Consider the following 17,075-nt stretch of genomic DNA (forward strand, 5'->3'; position numbering starts at 1 on the left):
GGCACCCAACGTCCCGGCCGTCTCCCGCCACACGGGAAGATGGGGCATGACGGTTTCCGGCCTGGAACGGGCACGGCAGGCTCTGCGTCGGGGTGACGTCGATGCTTTGCTCGGCGAGCGGGAATGTGCGTGGCTCGATGTGAAGGACGGTGTCTACCGTCTGGACCAGCCCAAAGGGGCCGACGAGCTGGCCAAGGACGTGACGGCATTCGCGAATACCCCGCATGGCGGCCTGCTGGTGGTGGGCTTCGCCGCCCGAAAGGAACACGGCGAGGAGATCATCGAGGTTCTCAACCCGGTTCCTCGCAGGCTCGTCAATTTCGATCAGTACCGCCAGGTCATCGCCGCTCGTGTGCTGCCCGCCCTGCGTGATGTGACGGTCGAGTGGATTGACTGCGGCAACGACGCCGGTGTTCTGGTCATCGACATTCCGGCCCAGCCGCGCTCGAGCCAGCTGTTCGCCGTTCCCGCTCCGGCGGGAACGGCTGAGGTGGGCAAGATCGCCGTCGCCGTCCCGGTGCGGGACGGCGACGGGACTCGCTGGCTGCGACCGCACGAAATCCGGCACTTCATCGGTCTGGGCTACGCCAATTCCGGCGACGGGGACGACAAGCTGGCAGCCCTTCTCGCGGCCATCCAAGCTCCGCGCGACGAGCAGCCGAAGTACGTAGTCGGTGGCACCGACCCCCGCTGGAGCGGAGTGCTCCGGAAGGCCGTCAGCGACCTCGCCGAGATGCGTTTTGTGCTGGGCGATCCCATCTCCGATGCCGACTCGATCGGCCCGGGCGTGGCGCAGCACTTCCGAGAGCCAGGACAGCAAGCCGGTTGGGTTTTGTGCGCTCAACCCCGGTACCGGCCGGTTGCGGTCGCCGAGGAGATCTGGCAGGCGTTGCGTGAGCAGGGAAGCGGTGCTCCGGACAGCGACGCGCTGGGTGCGCTCGGGTTTCCGTCAGGAGTTTCGGCGTTCGTGCGCATCGTGGGTCGGGATGCTCAGACGGTGCGGTTGTCCGGCGGTCGCTGGGGCCGCGGTCGGCTGCTGCGCTGGCCCGACCCACGTGGGCGTGACTGGCGGTGGGAACCTCACCCGACGCCCAGCGCGATGACGTCGGCTGCGACGCGTTCCTGGACCGGTTCGCTGAATCCGCCGCAGCTGCGGGCGCGGGTACTGGCGATCCTGCCCTTCGCCGACGCTGGCGACGCCAAGCTCACCCCGAGCGCCCTGGACGAGACGCTGCCGCTGATGCCGTCCAGCGCACTGGGGAGGTTCACCACGATGCTGTCGTCCCGCCGCGGCGGGAACTTGGCCCCGAGCGCATGGGTCCCGGGTGCCCACGGCAACGCCAGCGACCGGCTGAGCCAGATCAGCTCGATCACTGCCCCGGACGGGGAGCCCGCGTTGTCCGCCGAAGTGATGATGACGCTGCCGCTGGAGTCGCACGGATCCGCGGTCATCACGTGCGCCGAGGTCCGCGTCGAGAACTTCGATGCTTGGTCCAAGGCCTTGAATGATCCGGTGACGGATCTGCGCTGGTCGGTGGACGAGCTCGTCGAGTTCATGGGGGCGGCCTGGGTCACTGCGGCCGAGATGCTGCCCCAGCTGATCGAAGCTGTTGGACCCGAGCTGATGACTCCAAGCTTCTGGGGCGGGGTCCCGCGGATGGAACTGTCGATCAGCGCCGAGTCGCCGCATAGCCACGAGCCTGGTCGGCAACTGCTGCTGGCCGACGTCCTCGACCTGGACCCTTTGGGGCACAGTGATCGCCGTGACCAGTTGACCGAGCTGTTCGTCTCGGTGCCCTCGGCGCCGGGGCTGAATCCGGATTCGCGGCGTCGCCTGATCCGGTCGGTGTTGGTGGCGATGGCGCGCAGCTACGGCTTCATGCACGTTCAGGAAAATGTCTTCTGAGTGGCGATCTTGATCGAGTCATGGGCCCGCAGTTCGGCGATCGCCCGGTGCGGCCGCGCCGACGGCTGATTCGACACGATCGCGTGCAGGTCTTCGTCGAGTCGGCTCCGGCTCTCGCACATGCGGATGCGCGGCCTCGGCGTTCGTGCCGCCGAGTTCTGCGCTCGTCACGGCTCGGAGAGGTCGAGGACGAGGATCAGGCGCGCTCTGCTGCGTGATGATGGCTGTCGGGTGTGGGAGTGTTTCGATGGCGGGGCAGGTTCGCTGGTGATGACTTGCAGGGTCGGCGGGCTGCTTTCGGCAGGTTCGCGTTCGGGCCTGGGCTCCCAGTGGGGGTCGAGTTCATGCCAGAGCCGGGGCCAGTCGATCTCGGGGAAGTGGCGGGCGAGTGCGCCGCCGGTGTTCGCGTAGGGCTGGGGCACGATCTCGGGTCTGCCGCGCGCGTGTTCCGCAATGTATGTCGTCCACCAGTCGGTGTGACGTGTGCAGGCCTCGCACCACTGCCGTTGGCCGGTTGTCCAGTCGGTGAGCAGGGTGCTTCGGCTTGAGCTGCGATCGCATCGTCCTTTCCGGGGCATCGGCGCCTGGCAGACTCGCTTGGCGGCTGGGGGTTGGTAGCGGCGGATGTCCTTGCGTAGTAGCTCCCGGATCGGGTCGAGGCGTCGCTCGGCGTACCAGGCGGTCAAGTCCTGGTCGCTCCTTCCAGGCGCTGTCACCGGGCCGCCTGACGTGCGCTGTGGTCCGAGCGCCAGGTCCTGGATGGCTCCCAGTGTCACTTGGTCGTGCATGCCGCCGTCGAGGATCGTGGCGATCGCCGCGCCGGTGCCGAAAAGTGCACCCGTCACGCGTGGATCGGCCGCGAGGCGCTGAACTCGCTGGGCAAGTGCGAGATCCTGTTCGCGTGTGGTCATGGCCGCTCGCTGCCGACGTCGTGTGGGCGCGGGATCGTGGCGCGGCGTGGTCGTGGTGATCGTCGTCCGGTGACGCGCCAGGCCGGCGGGTGGGTTCGGTTGAAGGTGTCGGCGAAGCCGCGGAGGGCTTGTTTGGCGGCGCGATCGTCGGGCGCCTGGCCCGTGCTGCGTTCGGCCCAGTAGACCAGCGCGTTGATGGTCTGGCGGATGGTGTCGGGCCGGTACTTGGGGTATGTGTCGGTGTCCTGGTCGGTCGTGTCGTCCCAGCGGGCGATCTGGTCGTCGACGTACTCGAGGACCTTGGCGGCCGTGATCGCGTTCGTGCCGGTCTGGTAGCCGCGAAGGTGGCACCAGTGCTGGTAGTGCGCGAGGCGCGCGCGGTAGCAGCTGAGCGTCTTGTCGGAGTACCGACGCAGCATCGACGGGCGAAGTTCCATCTCGGAACGCGAAGACCTGGACACCACTCCAGAATGCCATTAACCCGGTTTCATCGACCGCACGAACCCCTGTTTCACATCTGCGAGCGCAGCGCACTGACGATCCGATTCGCGGTCACCACAAAATGTGGGGGATACCCGCCGGTATCACCCACGCCGCCCTGCCAGTGCGCGCCGGCGACGGGACTCTCACTGCAGGTCCATGGCCCTGCCAGCCCAGCATGACACTACTGTCAGTAATCGACGGTAAGTGCGGCTGTCGACGCGAGAACCACATTAGCACCATACACTTTTCCTCGATAAAGCGAATATGGCGGTCAATGCAATATCCGCATTAGAACCACACACTTTCCTTCATGAGCAGAATTCGTGGCGCCGAGTCGCGGAAACCCTTCGATGCGCCTTATGGCCTCGGGTGATGAACGCGCCGAGAAACGGGTCGGATATGCCTGGGCGGCATGCCGTCGAGTGACTCAACCTGGTGCGACCTCCAGGCCGCCTGACTGTCCATTGTGGATCTGCTGGGCCTTTTCTGGGCCTTTTGCGGTCCGGTCGCAACCGGTAGCAACCGGTCCTGATCAGCACAAACAGCCCGCACGGCGGAGGGGGCGTTCAAAGCTCGGACATGAGCCTGAACGCCCCCTCGGGGACCTACCTGGCGGGTTGGCCGGTTAGGGCTGCGGGGGCTGGTCGCGCCACCAGCGCTGGCCGGCTTCGGGCAGGGTGGAGATCGGGTCGTAGTAGGGGTAGCGCTGCTGCAGCGCCTCGTCGGCGTTGGCCACGTTTTCCCTGTCTACGCTGGTCAGGTAGTTCTTGGTCCAGTAGGAGATCCCGAGTTCGCGGTCGTATTCGGCGAGCTGGTGCACCCAGCGCTTCCCGACGTAGGGGACGTCGCAGACGATCCGCGGCGTCGCGTAACCCGGCAGATACCCCATGATCGCGTGCTGCAGTTCCTGTGCCTCGTGCACGGAAACCCGCCAGTGCTCGGCGTTCGGGATCATGTCGCACATGGAAAAGTCTGGCCTGCCGACGACTTCCACGGCAACTCCCCAAGTCAAGAATTGGCAAGCATGACCTAGTTGGAGCGTGGTCATCAGCTCGCCGGTCGAGTGTCGCGTAGGTGGAGCAGCTACCGATGCGACTCCAGTCATCGACATGGGTGATGGCATAGGTCCAGGACGAGCGTCCGCAGAAGGGTCGACGAGCCAGAGGGGTGCTGCGGGGCGCCGCAGCAACTGGGGAGGCCTTCGAACGGTTCAAGAAAGATGTTCGAGAGCCAGCCGCATCTGCTTGCGCTCACCGGCCCGGACGCGCCCGCGTCGCTGCACGTCAAGCTGATGAACCCCGAACGCAGCCAGGTGATCATCCAGGGGCGCACCTGGCTCTTCGTGGCTGAATGGCTCGCTATGACGACCAGCACCACGCCGCCAGTCGTGACGCCACTCGCGAGGTGTACGTAAACCCTCCGACCCTAGCTGCATTCCATGATGATTGCGGTGCACTGTGTGATCGCTTGATGAGCTTCCGGGTCTGCAGCTGGCAGCGGGCGCCTGGAACTAGAAATGTTGGCTAGCGGCCTGCGATCGCCTACGTAACCATCTGTAGTCAGTCTGATACTTCTGAGTGAACCTGACCTGCGAAGAGCGACCTCTTTCCGGTTCCCACCTACCGTAGCTGTCGGGATGCTCGCTGTGGTGGCGGTATGGGGGCCGCTGCTGTGAGGGTGCGGGGGAGGGAATGGCTGAGCAGGGCAAGGCTGGCTTTTCAGTGCCGCTACGCGTGCGCGAGTTTCGCTCGCTGTGGATGGCCGAACTGGTCTCGATCGCCGGTGACCAGGTCGCTCGTGTGGCGCTGTCGCTGGTGGTGTTCGCTCAGACGTCGTCCGCGGTTCTGACCGCGCTGACGTACGGCCTGACTTTTGTGCCTTCGGTGCTGGGCGGGTTTCTCCTCTCCGGTCTGGCCGATCGTTTTCCGCGGCGGACAGTGATCGTTATCGCAGATATCGTGCGCGCGGTCCTGGCTTCGATGATGGCGATTCCAGCTATGCCGCTGCCCGCGTTGTGGGTATGCGTGGGGTTGCTGAGCGTCGTGGCGGGCCCCTTCAAAGCCGCTCACATGTCGCTGATCCCGCAGATCCTCGAGCGCGATGACGAATACGCAGTGGGTGTCGCCCTTCGGCAGTTCACCGCCCAGGCTGCTCAGCTCGCTGGTTTCGCTGGCGGCGGGTTGCTGCTAGTCGTCGTTGAACCCCACGTCGGCATGCTGGTGAACTCGGCGACCTTCCTGTGCAGCGCGGTCCTGATTCTTGCCGGAGTTCGTGCGCGACCGGCCGCTCGATGTCAATCGGTAGCCCATGAACATCGTGTCGGCGACCTTGGTCACCGTGGCCAGCTCGCCGTCCTTTTTGGGTTGGCGTGCCTCCTTGGCCTGTACATCGTGCCGGAGGGGCTTGCTGTGCCGTATGCCGACGAGCTGGGTGTCGCCGCTTGGAGTGTGGGTCTTCTCCTAGCGGCCGATCCTGCTGGAAGCGCGATCGGTGCGTGGCTCACGACTCGCATACGGATTCCGACTTCACCGCTTGCCGCTCTCGTGCTCGCGGCCGCGGCCGGACTCGTCCTCGTGGTCTGCGGTCTCGGTCCCGGGCTGCCGATATCCGTAGCGCTCTGGGGACTCTCCGGCGCCCTTTCCACCGCGTATCTCATTCAGACGCAGACGATGGTCGTCCGGATCGTTCCTGACCGGCACCTCGGTCGGGTGATGGGCCGGATGGCCACCTGTATGTACTGCTCGCAAGGTGTCGCCGTGGTTCTCGGTGGGCTTGCTGCTGAATCGTTCGGCTCGTTCCGTGCGGTCGCGGGTGCAGGGCTGATCGCTGCTGTTCTGGCGTTGGCGCTCCTCGGTATCTGGAACTGGACCGGCTCCCGGCGAAGGCGCGGGAACCGGTCCGAACGCGTTGCGGATTCACCTCACCATTCCTTTCCGGCCACGACGAGCACCTCCTCCCAGGAAACGGACTGCACGGACGGCTCGCCGGCGGAGGCGGGAGCAACGCCAACCGCGGCTGGACCGTCCGGGGACGCAAGCGCAGCCAGTATGAAGGGTGAGGATCACAGGACGAGCGGCCGGACGCGCAGCGTATTCAGGCGCAACCGAAGAGCGACGAGGGGGAGGCTCTTCGCCTTGCGCCCGCGCGTGGTCGCTTTCGTCGTTGGCGTCGTGACAGCTGCGACTGTCACAACGGTCGTGGTGGCGGTGAACAGCTCGGTCAGCGCGACAGGCTGGATCGAATTCGCGGTACTGCTCGGCGCGGGGCTGGCCGTCGCGGAAGCGACGCGGTACATCGAACGCATCCGCAGACAGCTATCGGATACGCCGCATGTCAACATGAGCTCGGTTTCGATCTTGGCCGTGACCATGTTGGCCGGTCCGGCTCTCGGCGCGGCGACAGTTGTCCTCCTATACCTGCATTTGTGGTGGAGGACGTGGCGCTGGACTTCCGGCGTCCCGATCTACCGAGCGGTGTTCAACGCCAGTGTGATGATCTTGTCGGTCTATGCGGCGTGGATCGTCGTTCACGCGGTTCCACATGGCCAAATCCTGGACATCGTCGGGCCCCAGGACCTGATCGGGCCGGTGCTGGTCATCGCGACATTCTGGGCGATGAACTCCGTGCTCGTCGGGGCGGTGATCGCGCTCGAGGACGGCGAACGATCCTGCGCGCGGCTGCTGGGGAGCTGGAGCGACAACGCCTTAGAAATCGTCACACTGTGCATCGGCGTTCTGACTGCGGCGTTGATGATCTGGCGGCCATGGCTGATCGCGTTCGTGTTGCCCACCGTCTACGTGCTGCACCGCAGCGTCCTCGTCAAGCACCTCGAGCAAGCAGCGACCACGGATCGGAAGACCGGCCTCCTCAACGCGACCAGTTGGCGAAGCCTCTCTGAACGTGCGTTCGGCAAAGCCAAGCGCTACCGAACGTCCGTAGCGCTCCTGATGCTCGACCTCGACAACTTCAAACGCATCAACGACACCCACGGTCACCTTGTCGGCGACCGGGTGCTCCAAACCGTTGCTGACACCGTTCGGCGTCAGGTCCGCGCGTACGACCTGACCGGACGCTTCGGCGGCGAAGAGTTCGTCATTCTCCTGCCAGACGCAGCGGTCGACGACGCCGTCAGCGTTGCCGAGCGGATCTGCGCGGCCGTTCGAGCGCTCCGCTTCGGCGAAGAAGGCGAGCAGCTTGCCGAACTTCGAGTCAGTGTGTCGATCGGCGCCGCACAGTATCCCGGCGTTGGACAGGACCTCGAAGAGTTACTTCTCGCCGCGGACAACGCGATGTTCGCCGCCAAGCAGTCGGGGCGCGACCGCGTTTGCGTGGTCAAGGGCGCACCGGCACAACCGCGGGTTCCTCAGGCTGACCGCCGCTGACGTCAATCGACCCGGACGGCGTCGTGGTCGTCCTGATCCTCGTACTCCTGAGCCCACTCGACGAGCGGACGAACTGCCCGAAGGAGGGCTCGACCCTTGGGCGTCAGCTCGTAGACAGAGACGCCGGAGCGCTGCGGGTCCGTGCGTTTATCGATCAAGCTGTGTCCCTGTGCTCGCTTCAACGTGTCGGTGAATACGCGATCTGACAGCGGGGCACGTCCACCGGGACGATGTTCGGCTGTGTTGACCGCCGTCAACAGTTCCTTGTACGGCAGCTCCCCTAGCGCGAGCGCGGCGAGGACGGAGATCGTCCACTGCCCGCGGAGAATCGAGACGGCATCATTCACCCTCTGCTGATACGAGACGTTCTCCCCACCCATACCGTCAGCTAACACGACTCGGCGGCACGGCATGCGGGAAACCTCGGCTCGGTCGGTCACCTACCCCAAACGGGTGAAAGGTGGCCCACTGAGCCCACACTCACCCGGGTACTTACCTTGCACTCAGTCGGGCCCGTGGGTGTACGGGTTGATCTCAGCCAGGAAATGGACTGCCTGGTGACGCAAGGGGAGCGCGGTCGGTCGACTGGGTGTGGCGAGCCAGCGGGAGCAACGCGTTTTCGGGCTCGCTCATTCAGTTGGCCGCCGTTCATCAGCATCGTCCTCACAGGGACGTCCTCGCTCCGGTAGGCCCTGGGGCCGGTGCCGTGAACGCCGGCATAAGCAGTGAGAACGTGGGAGGACACGTGCTGGAACGAAGTGACTACCGACTTCGCTGTCCTGTTCGGTTGGGAGGTTTTAGTGGTTTCGACCATGGTGGTCGCGGTGGGCACGGGAAGCCTTGTCGCGGGCCCTGCACTGCTCGCGGCCGCGAAGCGCACGACGGGCACGGCGCTGGTGACTGGACTGTGGGCACAGGTCGCGGTCGCGGCCACGATGTCGGCCGCGACGGTGGCGGCGAGCTGGATCGGCTGGCTTCGGCTGGGCACGACGCCGAGCTGGCCGGTGTGGTGCTGGGCCTGCGCGTTGGGAATTGGTCTCGCGCTCACGGATCTCCGATGCCGACGGCTTCCGTTTCCAATGGTGACGGCGCTGGCGGGCGGTTGCGCCATTCTTTTCTTCGACATCGCACTCATGGACAGGGCCTGGTCGAGGTTCGGCTTCGCCTGCGCGGCTGCCGTGGTCATTTTCGGTCTCGTGTCTCTGGTTCAGATCTGCGCGCCGAACCACACCGGAGGAGGCGATACGGCGCTGTACGGCGCACTCGCGTTGTTTCTCGGTTGGTTCGGATGGGATGGCTTACTGCGTGGCCTGCTATTCGCCAGCGGACTTACCGCGGTGATCGCCCTCGTGGTCGCGGTGTCGTCCAAGAGCAAACATGCCACTTTCGCTGCCGGCCCGTCACTGCTCGGCGGAGCGTTGGCGAGCGTCGTCGTGGCATAGACAGATCGTTGAGCGCGGGACGGCGTGGTTGGGCACGGACCGGGGTCAGCATTGGGGAGGAATCATGAACAAAGTCAGTACTCGGCGGGCGCTGCCGGCTGTCCTGGCCGGATCGACAGTGGTGCTGCTGATGGTGAGCTGCAGTGCGGACACGGGGCAGGTTTCGCCGTCGTCACCGAATCTGTCCGCGCCATCCGCGCCACCACAGTCAGCGAGTTCTTCAGGCCAGGATGAACGGGCAGCGGTCGAATCGGCTTACTCCGCGTTCTGGTCGCGGACACTTCGGACCGACGACGAGCCGGAGGAGACGTGGCGTGCCGCGATGGCGGCGGTGGCGGTCGATCCCCAGCTCACCACGACGCTGAACGCGATGCGTAGGCAGAAGCAAGCGGGGATCAACGTCTACGGCGACGTCACCGCGCGGATTCAGTCCGTTCGGATCGACGGCGCATCCGCCATGGTGAGTGATTGCCAGGACGCGTCGCGCACGGGACAGGCGGATGCGGCGACCGGTGATCCGAAAACTGTCGGGGTGTCGAGGAACCCGGTGAGCGCTGACCTCAGGCGGGACAGCACGGACGGTCGGTGGCGAGTCGCCAAGGTCGCGTTCCCCGGTGGGACATGCTGATGTTCCGGCCACCCAGCATGCGGGCTACTTCGATCGGCCTCGTCTGCCTGATCGGAGGAGCGGTCGTCCTCGTCACGCCCCAGGCGCACGCTACGGTGCCACCGACCGCCGATGATGGTCAGGTCATCGTGGTGCCGGGGGATTCGTCGGGGTTGGTCGCTCCTCCGACGGTCGACATGGAGGCGCTGCGGCAGCGGGGGCAGGCTCCTGTCCGGCCAGGCGGACCGGGAAGGAAGTCCTCGAGTCAGGATCGGCGGGCGGCAACTGGCAACGGAGCACTGGAGCCGTCGGACGGGCTTCCTGCCGGCTGTTCGCTCGGCGGTTTCGGTGTTGGTGGCTCACCTGGCGTAGGTCGGCCGGGCGGCAGTGCGTTCGGGATCCGCTGCCTTCCTTCACCGGCTGTCGACGAACTCGCGGCTTCAGGTGGACCGGCAGCTCCGCCGCTGCCGACGCCGGCGGAGCTTGCCGCGCGCGCGTTCGAGCAGCTGCGGTTACCGTTGCCGGTGCCCCGGCATTCGCCGGACGTGCGGTTGCCCGACGGCCGGGCCGCCACGATCGTCGGGGAGAACACCTGGATCTGGACCGATCGCAGTGTGTGGAAACCGGCGGTCGAGCGGGTACAGGCCGGTCCGGTGTGGGCCGAGGTGACCGCGACACCGACCGGGATGACGTTCAACTCGGGCTCCGGCGGGTCGACGTCCTGTTCGGGGCCGGGAACACCGTACGACCGGTCCCATGGGCTGCACGCCGACAGCCCTGATTGCGGTTTCGTGTACACCCGCAGTTCGGTAGGGCAGCCGAACGATCAGACCACCGCGGAGTGGGCGATCCAGTGGTCGGTGAGCTGGATCGGCTCGGACGGTACCGGCTCCGTCGGCGGCGATTTCCCGCTGATGCAGTCGCGGGCGAGAGCGACGTTCGCCGTCGCCGAAGTGCAGGCCCTGCGCGCGAACTAGCACCACACTCTGCCGAAAGTGCAATTAACACATTCTTAGGCGCACCGAAGCCGTAATTCGGAATCGTGGAGGAATACCGCTATGGGTACCGCTTTGTCTTTTTCCCGGCAACCGAAAGCTCACGGCAGCGACTCGCCCTACACCGAACCCGAGGACGACGAGGCACCACGGGTGCCGCGGCGACGGCGCTGGTGGCTGCTGGGGGTCGCGGTGGTGCTGGCTGCGGTCGTCGCGCTTGGCAACTACGCCCTGATCACAGGTCAGGACAACCGTGTCGATGTCCTCACGCTCACCCGCGACGTGGACTGGGGGCAAAGGATCGAGGCGAGCGACCTCGGTGTGGTCAAGGCCGTCCCGGACCAGCCGCTGGCCTTCATCCCGGCCGGTGACAGGGACAGGGTCGTGGGCCAGGTCGCGCGATCGGTCCTTCCCGCGGGGACGGTGCTGGCGCCCGGCCAGCTGGCCGGACAGCCGATTCCGGGGCCAGGGGAGCGGCTAGTGGGGCTGCCCGTTAGGCCGGGTCACCTGCCTGCCCGCGGCTTGTCGGCTGGGGATCTGGTGCAGGTCACCCAGGTCGCTGCCGGGAACGGGCCCGACGTCGGGCAGGCCCCGGTGAACATGTCGGGTCCGTTTCGTGCGCGGGTGCTCGGGGTCGGCCCGCCGGATTCCGCCGGCGCGGTGACGGTCGATGTCGTCGTCGGCGCTGACGACGCGGCCGCCGCGACCAGCGCATCAGCTGGGCAGGTCGTCCTGGTCCAGCTCGGACCGGGCGCGTGAAAGAGACCGGCTGTGGAAGGGAGTGGTGAGGGAAATGGCGATGATCACGATCGTGTCGGGCAAGGGATCACCCGGCGGGACCACGACGCTGGCCGCACTGGCGGCGGCCTGGCCAGCGCCGGTGCTGCTGGCCGACTGCGACCCCGCCGGGGGCGACCTGGCGCCGGGCTGGCTGGGGCATTGGGTCGTGAACGGATTCCTTCGGACCGATCGAGGCCTGTTGTCGCATGCCATCGCGACCCGGCACGCGACCGCAGGAGACCCGGCGACGCTAAATGCGCATGTGCAGGCGGTGCCTCCGGCACGGCACGTCGGCCTGCTGGCCGGGCTGAGCACACAGAGCCAGCACACCGCGATCGGCACGGCCGGATGGACCCGCCTGATCGTGGCGTTGGCCGCGTTCAAGACCACGGCCGGGCATCCGGCCGACGCGCTGGTCGACCTGGGACGTTTCAGCTCGGCGACGCCGTGGCCGGTGCTGCTCGCGGCGGATCTCGTCCTGGTCGCGGTGCGCCCCACGCAGCGGCATGTGCTGGCCGCGCGCCCCGTCCTGGCCGAGCTCGCCGAGCGGATTCTGCCGCAGCGGCTCGCGCTGGCCGTCTGCGCGACTACGCCCGCAGGCACCCGCGAAGTCCGCGTGGCGCTGGGGCGGGAGGCCGCGGCGGAAATCCCGATGGCCGCGCGGACGGCGGCGGTGTTCTCCGACGGCATCGACGGAGGAGCCCTTCCTCACCGGTCGCCGCTGCTGCGCAGCGCACGCCGCGTCGCGCGTCGCCTGCACGGCACCTATCACACCTACGCGCCGAGCGGACCGCGCATTCCGGCTGTGTCGACTTCGGCCCACTTGCTTTCCGGAGGTGCGCGATGACGTTGCCGCGTAACGGGTTTCGTCCCTCAGGTGATTCGGTGTTCCCGCAGCAACTGGCGATGTCGCGGCCTCCGCGCAGTAGCCCGGCGGGATCGGCGACAGCGCTCCCGCGCATTCCGGTCCAGCCGCGGAACACTGTGGAGGCCGGGTATGTCGATTCCGCGGTCGTCCGGGAGATCCGGGAAGTGGTCGCTGCCCGGTTGGAACGCGTGGCGGTGGGTGAGTCCCATGTGGACACACCGCTCACGGGCGGGGAGCAGCAGGCGCGGATGCGTGCCTACGTGGCCGACGAGGTCGCCGGCTGGGTGCAACGTCGCGCAACCGCCGGACACGCACCCTTACCGGCTACCGAAGAACGCCGGCTGGCCCGCGCGGTCGTCGCCGCATTGTCCGGGCTGGGTGCCTTGGAGGAGCTGTTGGAGCGCGACGATGTGGAGAACATTCACGTGCACGGTTGTGACCGGATCCTGCTGGAGCTGGCGGACGGCACGGTCGAGCAGTGGCCGCACCCGATCGCCGACACTGACGCCGAGCTGGTGGAGATGTTGGCAGCGATGTTCGCCCGCCAAGGCCAGACCTCCCGGGAGTTCAACGCCGGTCGCCCGCTGGGAAACCTCCGGATCCGCGCGGGCGGCCCGCTGGGCGCTCGGGTGGCCGCGGTGATGGAGGTCTCCGACCGGCCGCGGGTGGCGATTCGCCGCCACCGCCTGGTCGCCGTCGGCCTGAACGATCTCGTGGCCAACGGCACGCTCGATCCGCTGCTCGCGGCGTTCCTGCGCTCGGCGGTGCGCGCGGGCTGCAACATGATCGTGTCCGGCGGCCCGGCGGCGGGCAAGACGACGTTGCTGCGCGCGTTGTGCGCGGAGATCCCGGACTACGAGCACGTTGTCACGGTCGAGGAGGAGTACGAACTCGGGTTGCACATCGGCGCCCGTCCCTTGGTCACACCCTTGGAGGCCCGTCCGGCGAACTCGGAGGGGGTCGGGGAGATCTCCTTGGACGATCTGCTGAAGCAGACGCTGCGGCACTCGCCGAGCCGGGTGATCGTCGGGGAAGTTCGGGCAGGGGAAGTCACCGCAATGCTGCGCGCTCTCGGGAACGGCGCCACCGGAGGCATGTGCACGTTGCACGCCACGAGCGCTTCGGCGGTGTTCGACCGGATCGGTGCGCTCGGGCAGCTCGCCGATCCACCGCTGGCGATCGAGGCGGCTCACCAGTGGACCGCTTCGGCGATCGACCTCGTCGTGCACGTCGCGCGCGCCGACCACGACACACCTGGTGGGCGGCGCAGGGAGCGGTTCGTCACCGAGATCATCGAGGTCGGTCCGGTCGGGGATTCCGGCCGACCGGACACCACCAGAATCTTCGCCCCGCGGCCAGCCGACGGCCGCGCTGCCCCGGCCTACCCGCCGACCCGTGACCTGCTGGAGCGCCTGGCCCGGCACGGGTTCGATCGCACCCTGTTCGACACCGCCGGTACCGACAGCTGGTCTACCACTGAGCTGCCGGGCGGAGGCAGGCGATGACGGGCGTGTGGGCGGGCGTGCTCGGCGTCGCCGCGGTGGCGGCGATCGCCTGCGCTGTCGCCGCCTTCCACCCACCCGCCGCGCGGTCGATAACACCGGGTAAGGCGCGTGACGCGAGCTGGAGGACGTTCACGGCGCGGATACCGCGGCGGCGGGTGGTCGTCGCGGTGGCCGCGGGCGGGGTCGTGTGGTGGGGCACCGGCTGGCCGGTCGCCATCATCGTGACCGTCGCCGCGGTGCTGAACGTGCCGACTCTGGCCCACGGACACGACGCCCGCCGGGTGATCGCGCGGTTGGACGCCCTCGCGAGCTGGGTCCGGCGTCTCGCCGATGTCCTGGCCTCCGGAGCCGGCGGACTGGAGCAAGCGATCACCACCTCCGCCCGCACCGCACCCGAAGCACTGGCCGGCGAGATCGAAACCCTCGCGGTCCGACTGCGGACCCGCGGTCTGGAGGCAGCGCTCCGCGCCTTCGCCGAAGACGTGGGCGACGAAGCCACCGACGAAGTCGTGCTCGCGCTGATCCTGCGCGCCCGCGCGGGCGGCCGCGGACTGGTCGACATTCTCGACAGCAAGGCCACCGCCCTGGAACGCGAGGTCGTCGCCCGCCGCGACATCGAAGCCGACCGCGCGAAACCCCGCACCGATGTCCGCGCCATCCTCGGCATCACCGCGCTCCTGCTCACCGGGCTGGTCCTGTTCGCGGGCGAGTTCCTGTCGCCGTTCACCGGCCTGCTCGGTCAGCTCGTGATGGCCGGAATCGGCGGCCTGCTGGCTGCGGCCGGGTGGTGGATGCACCTGCTCACCCGAACCCGCCGCCCCGCCCGCCTGCTCGGCGTCACCTCGAGGATCCCGCCCGGGACACCGAAACCGAGGCGCACACCCAGTACTGCCGCCCGCCTCGAGGCAGAGGTGCCACGATGAACCCCGGAATCACCGCTGCGTTGCTCGGCGCGCTGGGCGGACTGGCGCTGGTCTGCGTATTGCTGGCGCTGCTGCGCCCGGCACCGGTCAACGTCGCCGCCGCGGTCGCCGAGCTGGACGACCGTGCCGCCCGCCGTGCTGACGGGGCACCGCCACGCAGCCGCTGGTCCACCCCGATCGAGCGCGTGGCCGGGGTCTCCGGACGGTCGTCGAACCGCTGGTGGGGCATCCCCGCTACCGACCTCGACGTGCTCGATCAGACCGCCGACCGCTACCTTGCCCGCCGTCTGGGGTGGGCCGTGGGCGCTGCCGGAACCGTGCTCGCGGTGGCCGGGCTGGGCTGGTTCGGCGGAATCGGTTTGTCCACCACGGTGGTGGTCCTGGCCGTGATCGCCGGCGCGGCGGCCGGATCGATGGTGCCGGTCCTGGCTGTGCAGGAGGACGCCGCCCGGGCGCGGGAGGAATTCCGTCGCGCCACCGCCGCCTACCTCGACCTCGTCGCACAGGAACGCGCCACCGGCCGAGCACCCAGCCAGGCGCTGAGCGAAGCCGCCGCAGTCGGGGACTCGTGGGTCTTCGCTCGGATCAGCCGCACACTCGGCCGCGCGACACGAACCGGTCATACCCCATGGGAAGCCCTCGCCCGGCTGGGGAAACGCATGGGAGTCGTCGAACTCAGCGACCTGGCCGACATCCTCGCCACCGCAGCCGACGGCGCCGCCATCTACACCACCCTGATCGCCAAATCGAACTCGCTGCGCGCCGCCGCGCTGGCCGCCGACAAAACCGACGCCAACGCCCGCTCCCAACGCCTCGCGCTCCCCGTAGCCCTGTTGCTGGTCGCGTTCCTGCTCCTGGTCATGTACCCCGCCATGATCCGGCTTGCCGCAGGCGGTGGCTAGCCGAAACCAGCGACGACACCCTGTCGTCGCTACCTCCACTTTCCCCTTCCAGAGAACGAATCGACCCCGGCTGAAGGAGAAGCACGATGCGCCACCAGGAATCGCCTGCAAAGGTGCCGCCGGTGCTTGACTGCGTGCTCCCCGACGGCTATGCCACCGTGCTGCTCAATCCTGCGATCACCAGGTGGCAGTGGCGGCGCAGGCAAGCCCTCGGTCTCGTCCGGCCTCTGACCATCCTCAAAGGACTTCTCGCCGCGGGGCTGGCCATACAGGTATCCAGCGCCGGTCACGGCTTCGGCGAGAAATTCGGCATCGGCTTGGTGGCCCTAATACTGGTGCTCGGTGTCATGCGTGTCTTTAGCCGCCCAGCCACAGAGAACTCGTTCGAGTATGAAGGAGTGCCGCGGCTCCGGCTTCGGCGAGGGGAGTTCCACCGGCGCCGCGATTTCGATGACCTGGGTGCAGATTCCCGCCAACTGGTAGCCGAGTTGCTTTCGGGAGTAAAGGAGCTGTACCGGAGCCCGGCGCTCGCCTGGCTCGATCCCGCATTGCCGGGTGAGATCCACACAGTGGTGTGGCGGACTTTGTGCTGTCTCGACCACAGCCGCGAGGCCCGTGCTCTTGCTCAGGAGGTCGCTGCCGAGCTCGACACGACCGATGACCTGGTCGCCGCGACGCGGCGAGCGGTCGACGACGTCGATTCGAGCCTGCGGGAGGTAGCGCGGCATGTGCGAGGGTGCGTCGTGCTCTGTCGTGCATGGGAACAGAAACTCCGGCGACGCGATCTCGCTGCCCGCGTCAGTCACACGCTGGCCACCATCCCGGGGCGAGACCACCTCACCAGGTTGTCGCGGGACTCCGACGCGTTGCCGCGAAACGTGTTCGCTCACGTCACCGCGGCACGAGATATCACGCATTCCGGGGCATTCCCGTGGGAGCAACCTCCGTCCGAGTGGCCCGGCGCAGGTTGCCTTCCGGTCGGGCGAATCAGCAACATGGCTAACCGCGAGGAGGCAGCCGTGTCCAAGTATTCGACTAGTAAGCCTTATAGGCCAACGACTTAATCGTGAAAGGAGAACGAGACTCATGCTTAACCATCTCAAGCGCTGCGCGACCACAGTCCGGCGACGCGGCGCCCGGCTCGGGCTGTTCCTCACCGTGTGGGTGCTCAGCTTCGTCGTCACTGCAGAAGACCAGTGGACGCGGGCCCGTGCATCGGGAGACCGCGGATCCGAGTCCGTGGAAAAGGCGGTCCTCGTCGCGATCGGCCTCGCCGTGGCCATCGGGCTTGGCTTCGCCATCCGTGCCGCTGTCCAGACTTACCAAGGCCAGATCAAGTGAACCTGTATGTGCCAGGAAGCCCTTAACTGC

17 protein-coding genes and 1 pseudogene are annotated in these 17,075 nt (G+C 67.4%); 13 read left to right on the top strand and 5 right to left on the bottom strand.

What is annotated here, in order from left to right; translation table 11 throughout:
* The first annotated feature begins 46 nt into the window (after positions 1-46).
* Positions 47-1,906, top strand: coding sequence for a hypothetical protein (locus L324_RS13675; protein ID WP_037307007.1), 1,860 nt, complete (start codon positions 47-49; stop codon positions 1,904-1,906).
* Here the strand turns inward: L324_RS13675 and L324_RS42800 are convergent.
* From L324_RS42800 to L324_RS13690, 4 genes and pseudogenes are all read right to left on the bottom strand, one after another.
* Positions 1,888-2,028 carry a hypothetical protein gene (locus tag L324_RS42800; protein WP_161780856.1) on the bottom strand — a complete coding sequence of 47 codons (141 nt, stop codon included), beginning with the start codon at positions 2,026-2,028 and terminating at the stop codon, positions 1,888-1,890. The genes L324_RS13675 and L324_RS42800 overlap by 19 nt on opposite strands.
* A 45-nt stretch (positions 2,029-2,073) precedes the next feature.
* Positions 2,074-2,817, bottom strand: coding sequence for a hypothetical protein (locus tag L324_RS13680; protein ID WP_037307009.1), 744 nt, complete (start codon positions 2,815-2,817; stop codon positions 2,074-2,076).
* A complete protein-coding gene (locus L324_RS13685; RefSeq protein WP_152546845.1) occupies positions 2,814-3,254 on the bottom strand; it encodes a hypothetical protein in 441 nt (146 codons plus the stop codon). The genes L324_RS13680 and L324_RS13685 overlap by 4 nt, the downstream gene beginning before the upstream one ends.
* Positions 3,255-3,925: 671 nt before the next feature.
* A pseudogene (locus L324_RS13690) lies at positions 3,926-4,270 on the bottom strand (lysine 2,3-aminomutase); the annotation flags it as partial.
* Between the two features lie 249 nt (positions 4,271-4,519).
* Between L324_RS13690 and L324_RS42340 the strand changes: the two are divergent.
* Complete coding sequence (locus L324_RS42340) at positions 4,520-4,714, top strand: hypothetical protein (protein WP_037307015.1); 195 nt, start codon at positions 4,520-4,522, stop codon at positions 4,712-4,714.
* Positions 4,715-4,991: 277 nt separating this feature from the next.
* A complete protein-coding gene (locus L324_RS13700) occupies positions 4,992-7,682 on the top strand; it encodes an MFS transporter (protein WP_037307017.1) in 2,691 nt (896 codons plus the stop codon).
* A 2-nt stretch (positions 7,683-7,684) separates the two neighbouring features.
* Here the strand turns inward: L324_RS13700 and L324_RS13705 are convergent, their stop codons facing one another.
* On the bottom strand, positions 7,685-8,062 hold the full coding sequence (locus L324_RS13705) for a winged helix-turn-helix transcriptional regulator (protein ID WP_037307019.1): 378 nt from the start codon (positions 8,060-8,062) through the stop codon (positions 7,685-7,687).
* A 378-nt stretch (positions 8,063-8,440) separates the two neighbouring features.
* Between L324_RS13705 and L324_RS13710 the strand changes: the two genes are divergently transcribed.
* From L324_RS13710 to L324_RS13755, 10 genes are all read left to right on the top strand, one after another.
* Positions 8,441-9,124 carry an A24 family peptidase gene (locus L324_RS13710; RefSeq protein ID WP_037307021.1) on the top strand — a complete coding sequence of 228 codons (684 nt, stop codon included), beginning with the start codon at positions 8,441-8,443 and terminating at the stop codon, positions 9,122-9,124.
* Between the two features lie 118 nt (positions 9,125-9,242).
* Positions 9,243-9,752 (top strand): hypothetical protein, encoded by a 510-nt coding sequence (locus L324_RS42345; RefSeq protein ID WP_152546847.1) that lies wholly within the window; start codon positions 9,243-9,245, stop codon positions 9,750-9,752.
* 503 nt (positions 9,753-10,255) lie between these two features.
* Complete coding sequence (locus L324_RS13720) at positions 10,256-10,708, top strand: hypothetical protein (protein WP_235783523.1); 453 nt, start codon at positions 10,256-10,258, stop codon at positions 10,706-10,708.
* 81 nt (positions 10,709-10,789) lie between these two features.
* A complete protein-coding gene (locus L324_RS13725; protein WP_037307025.1) occupies positions 10,790-11,485 on the top strand; it encodes an SAF domain-containing protein in 696 nt (231 codons plus the stop codon).
* A gap of 40 nt (positions 11,486-11,525) precedes the next feature.
* A complete protein-coding gene (locus L324_RS13730; RefSeq protein WP_037307145.1) occupies positions 11,526-12,353 on the top strand; it encodes a CpaE/TadZ family protein in 828 nt (275 codons plus the stop codon).
* A 38-nt stretch (positions 12,354-12,391) separates the two neighbouring features.
* The gene (locus tag L324_RS13735; protein ID WP_235783524.1) at positions 12,392-13,879 is read left to right on the top strand and encodes a TadA family conjugal transfer-associated ATPase; all 1,488 of its coding nucleotides are present in this window, start codon (positions 12,392-12,394) and stop codon (positions 13,877-13,879) included.
* Positions 13,876-14,802 carry a type II secretion system F family protein gene (locus tag L324_RS13740; RefSeq protein ID WP_037307028.1) on the top strand — a complete coding sequence of 309 codons (927 nt, stop codon included), beginning with the start codon at positions 13,876-13,878 and terminating at the stop codon, positions 14,800-14,802. Before L324_RS13735 ends, L324_RS13740 begins: the two co-directional genes overlap by 4 nt.
* The gene (locus tag L324_RS13745; RefSeq protein WP_037307030.1) at positions 14,799-15,704 is read left to right on the top strand and encodes a type II secretion system F family protein; all 906 of its coding nucleotides are present in this window, start codon (positions 14,799-14,801) and stop codon (positions 15,702-15,704) included. Before L324_RS13740 ends, L324_RS13745 begins: the two co-directional genes overlap by 4 nt.
* Before the next feature lie 86 nt (positions 15,705-15,790).
* Entirely contained in the window at positions 15,791-16,768 is a 978-nt protein-coding gene (locus L324_RS13750; RefSeq protein WP_037307032.1) for a hypothetical protein, read from the top strand.
* Positions 16,769-16,790: 22 nt separating this feature from the next.
* Entirely contained in the window at positions 16,791-17,045 is a 255-nt protein-coding gene (locus L324_RS13755) for a hypothetical protein (RefSeq protein WP_037307034.1), read from the top strand.
* Positions 17,046-17,075: the final 30 nt, after the last annotated feature.

It is taken from the genome of Amycolatopsis orientalis DSM 40040 = KCTC 9412 (assembly GCF_000478275.1).
Lineage (GTDB): Bacteria > Actinomycetota > Actinomycetes > Mycobacteriales > Pseudonocardiaceae > Amycolatopsis > Amycolatopsis orientalis.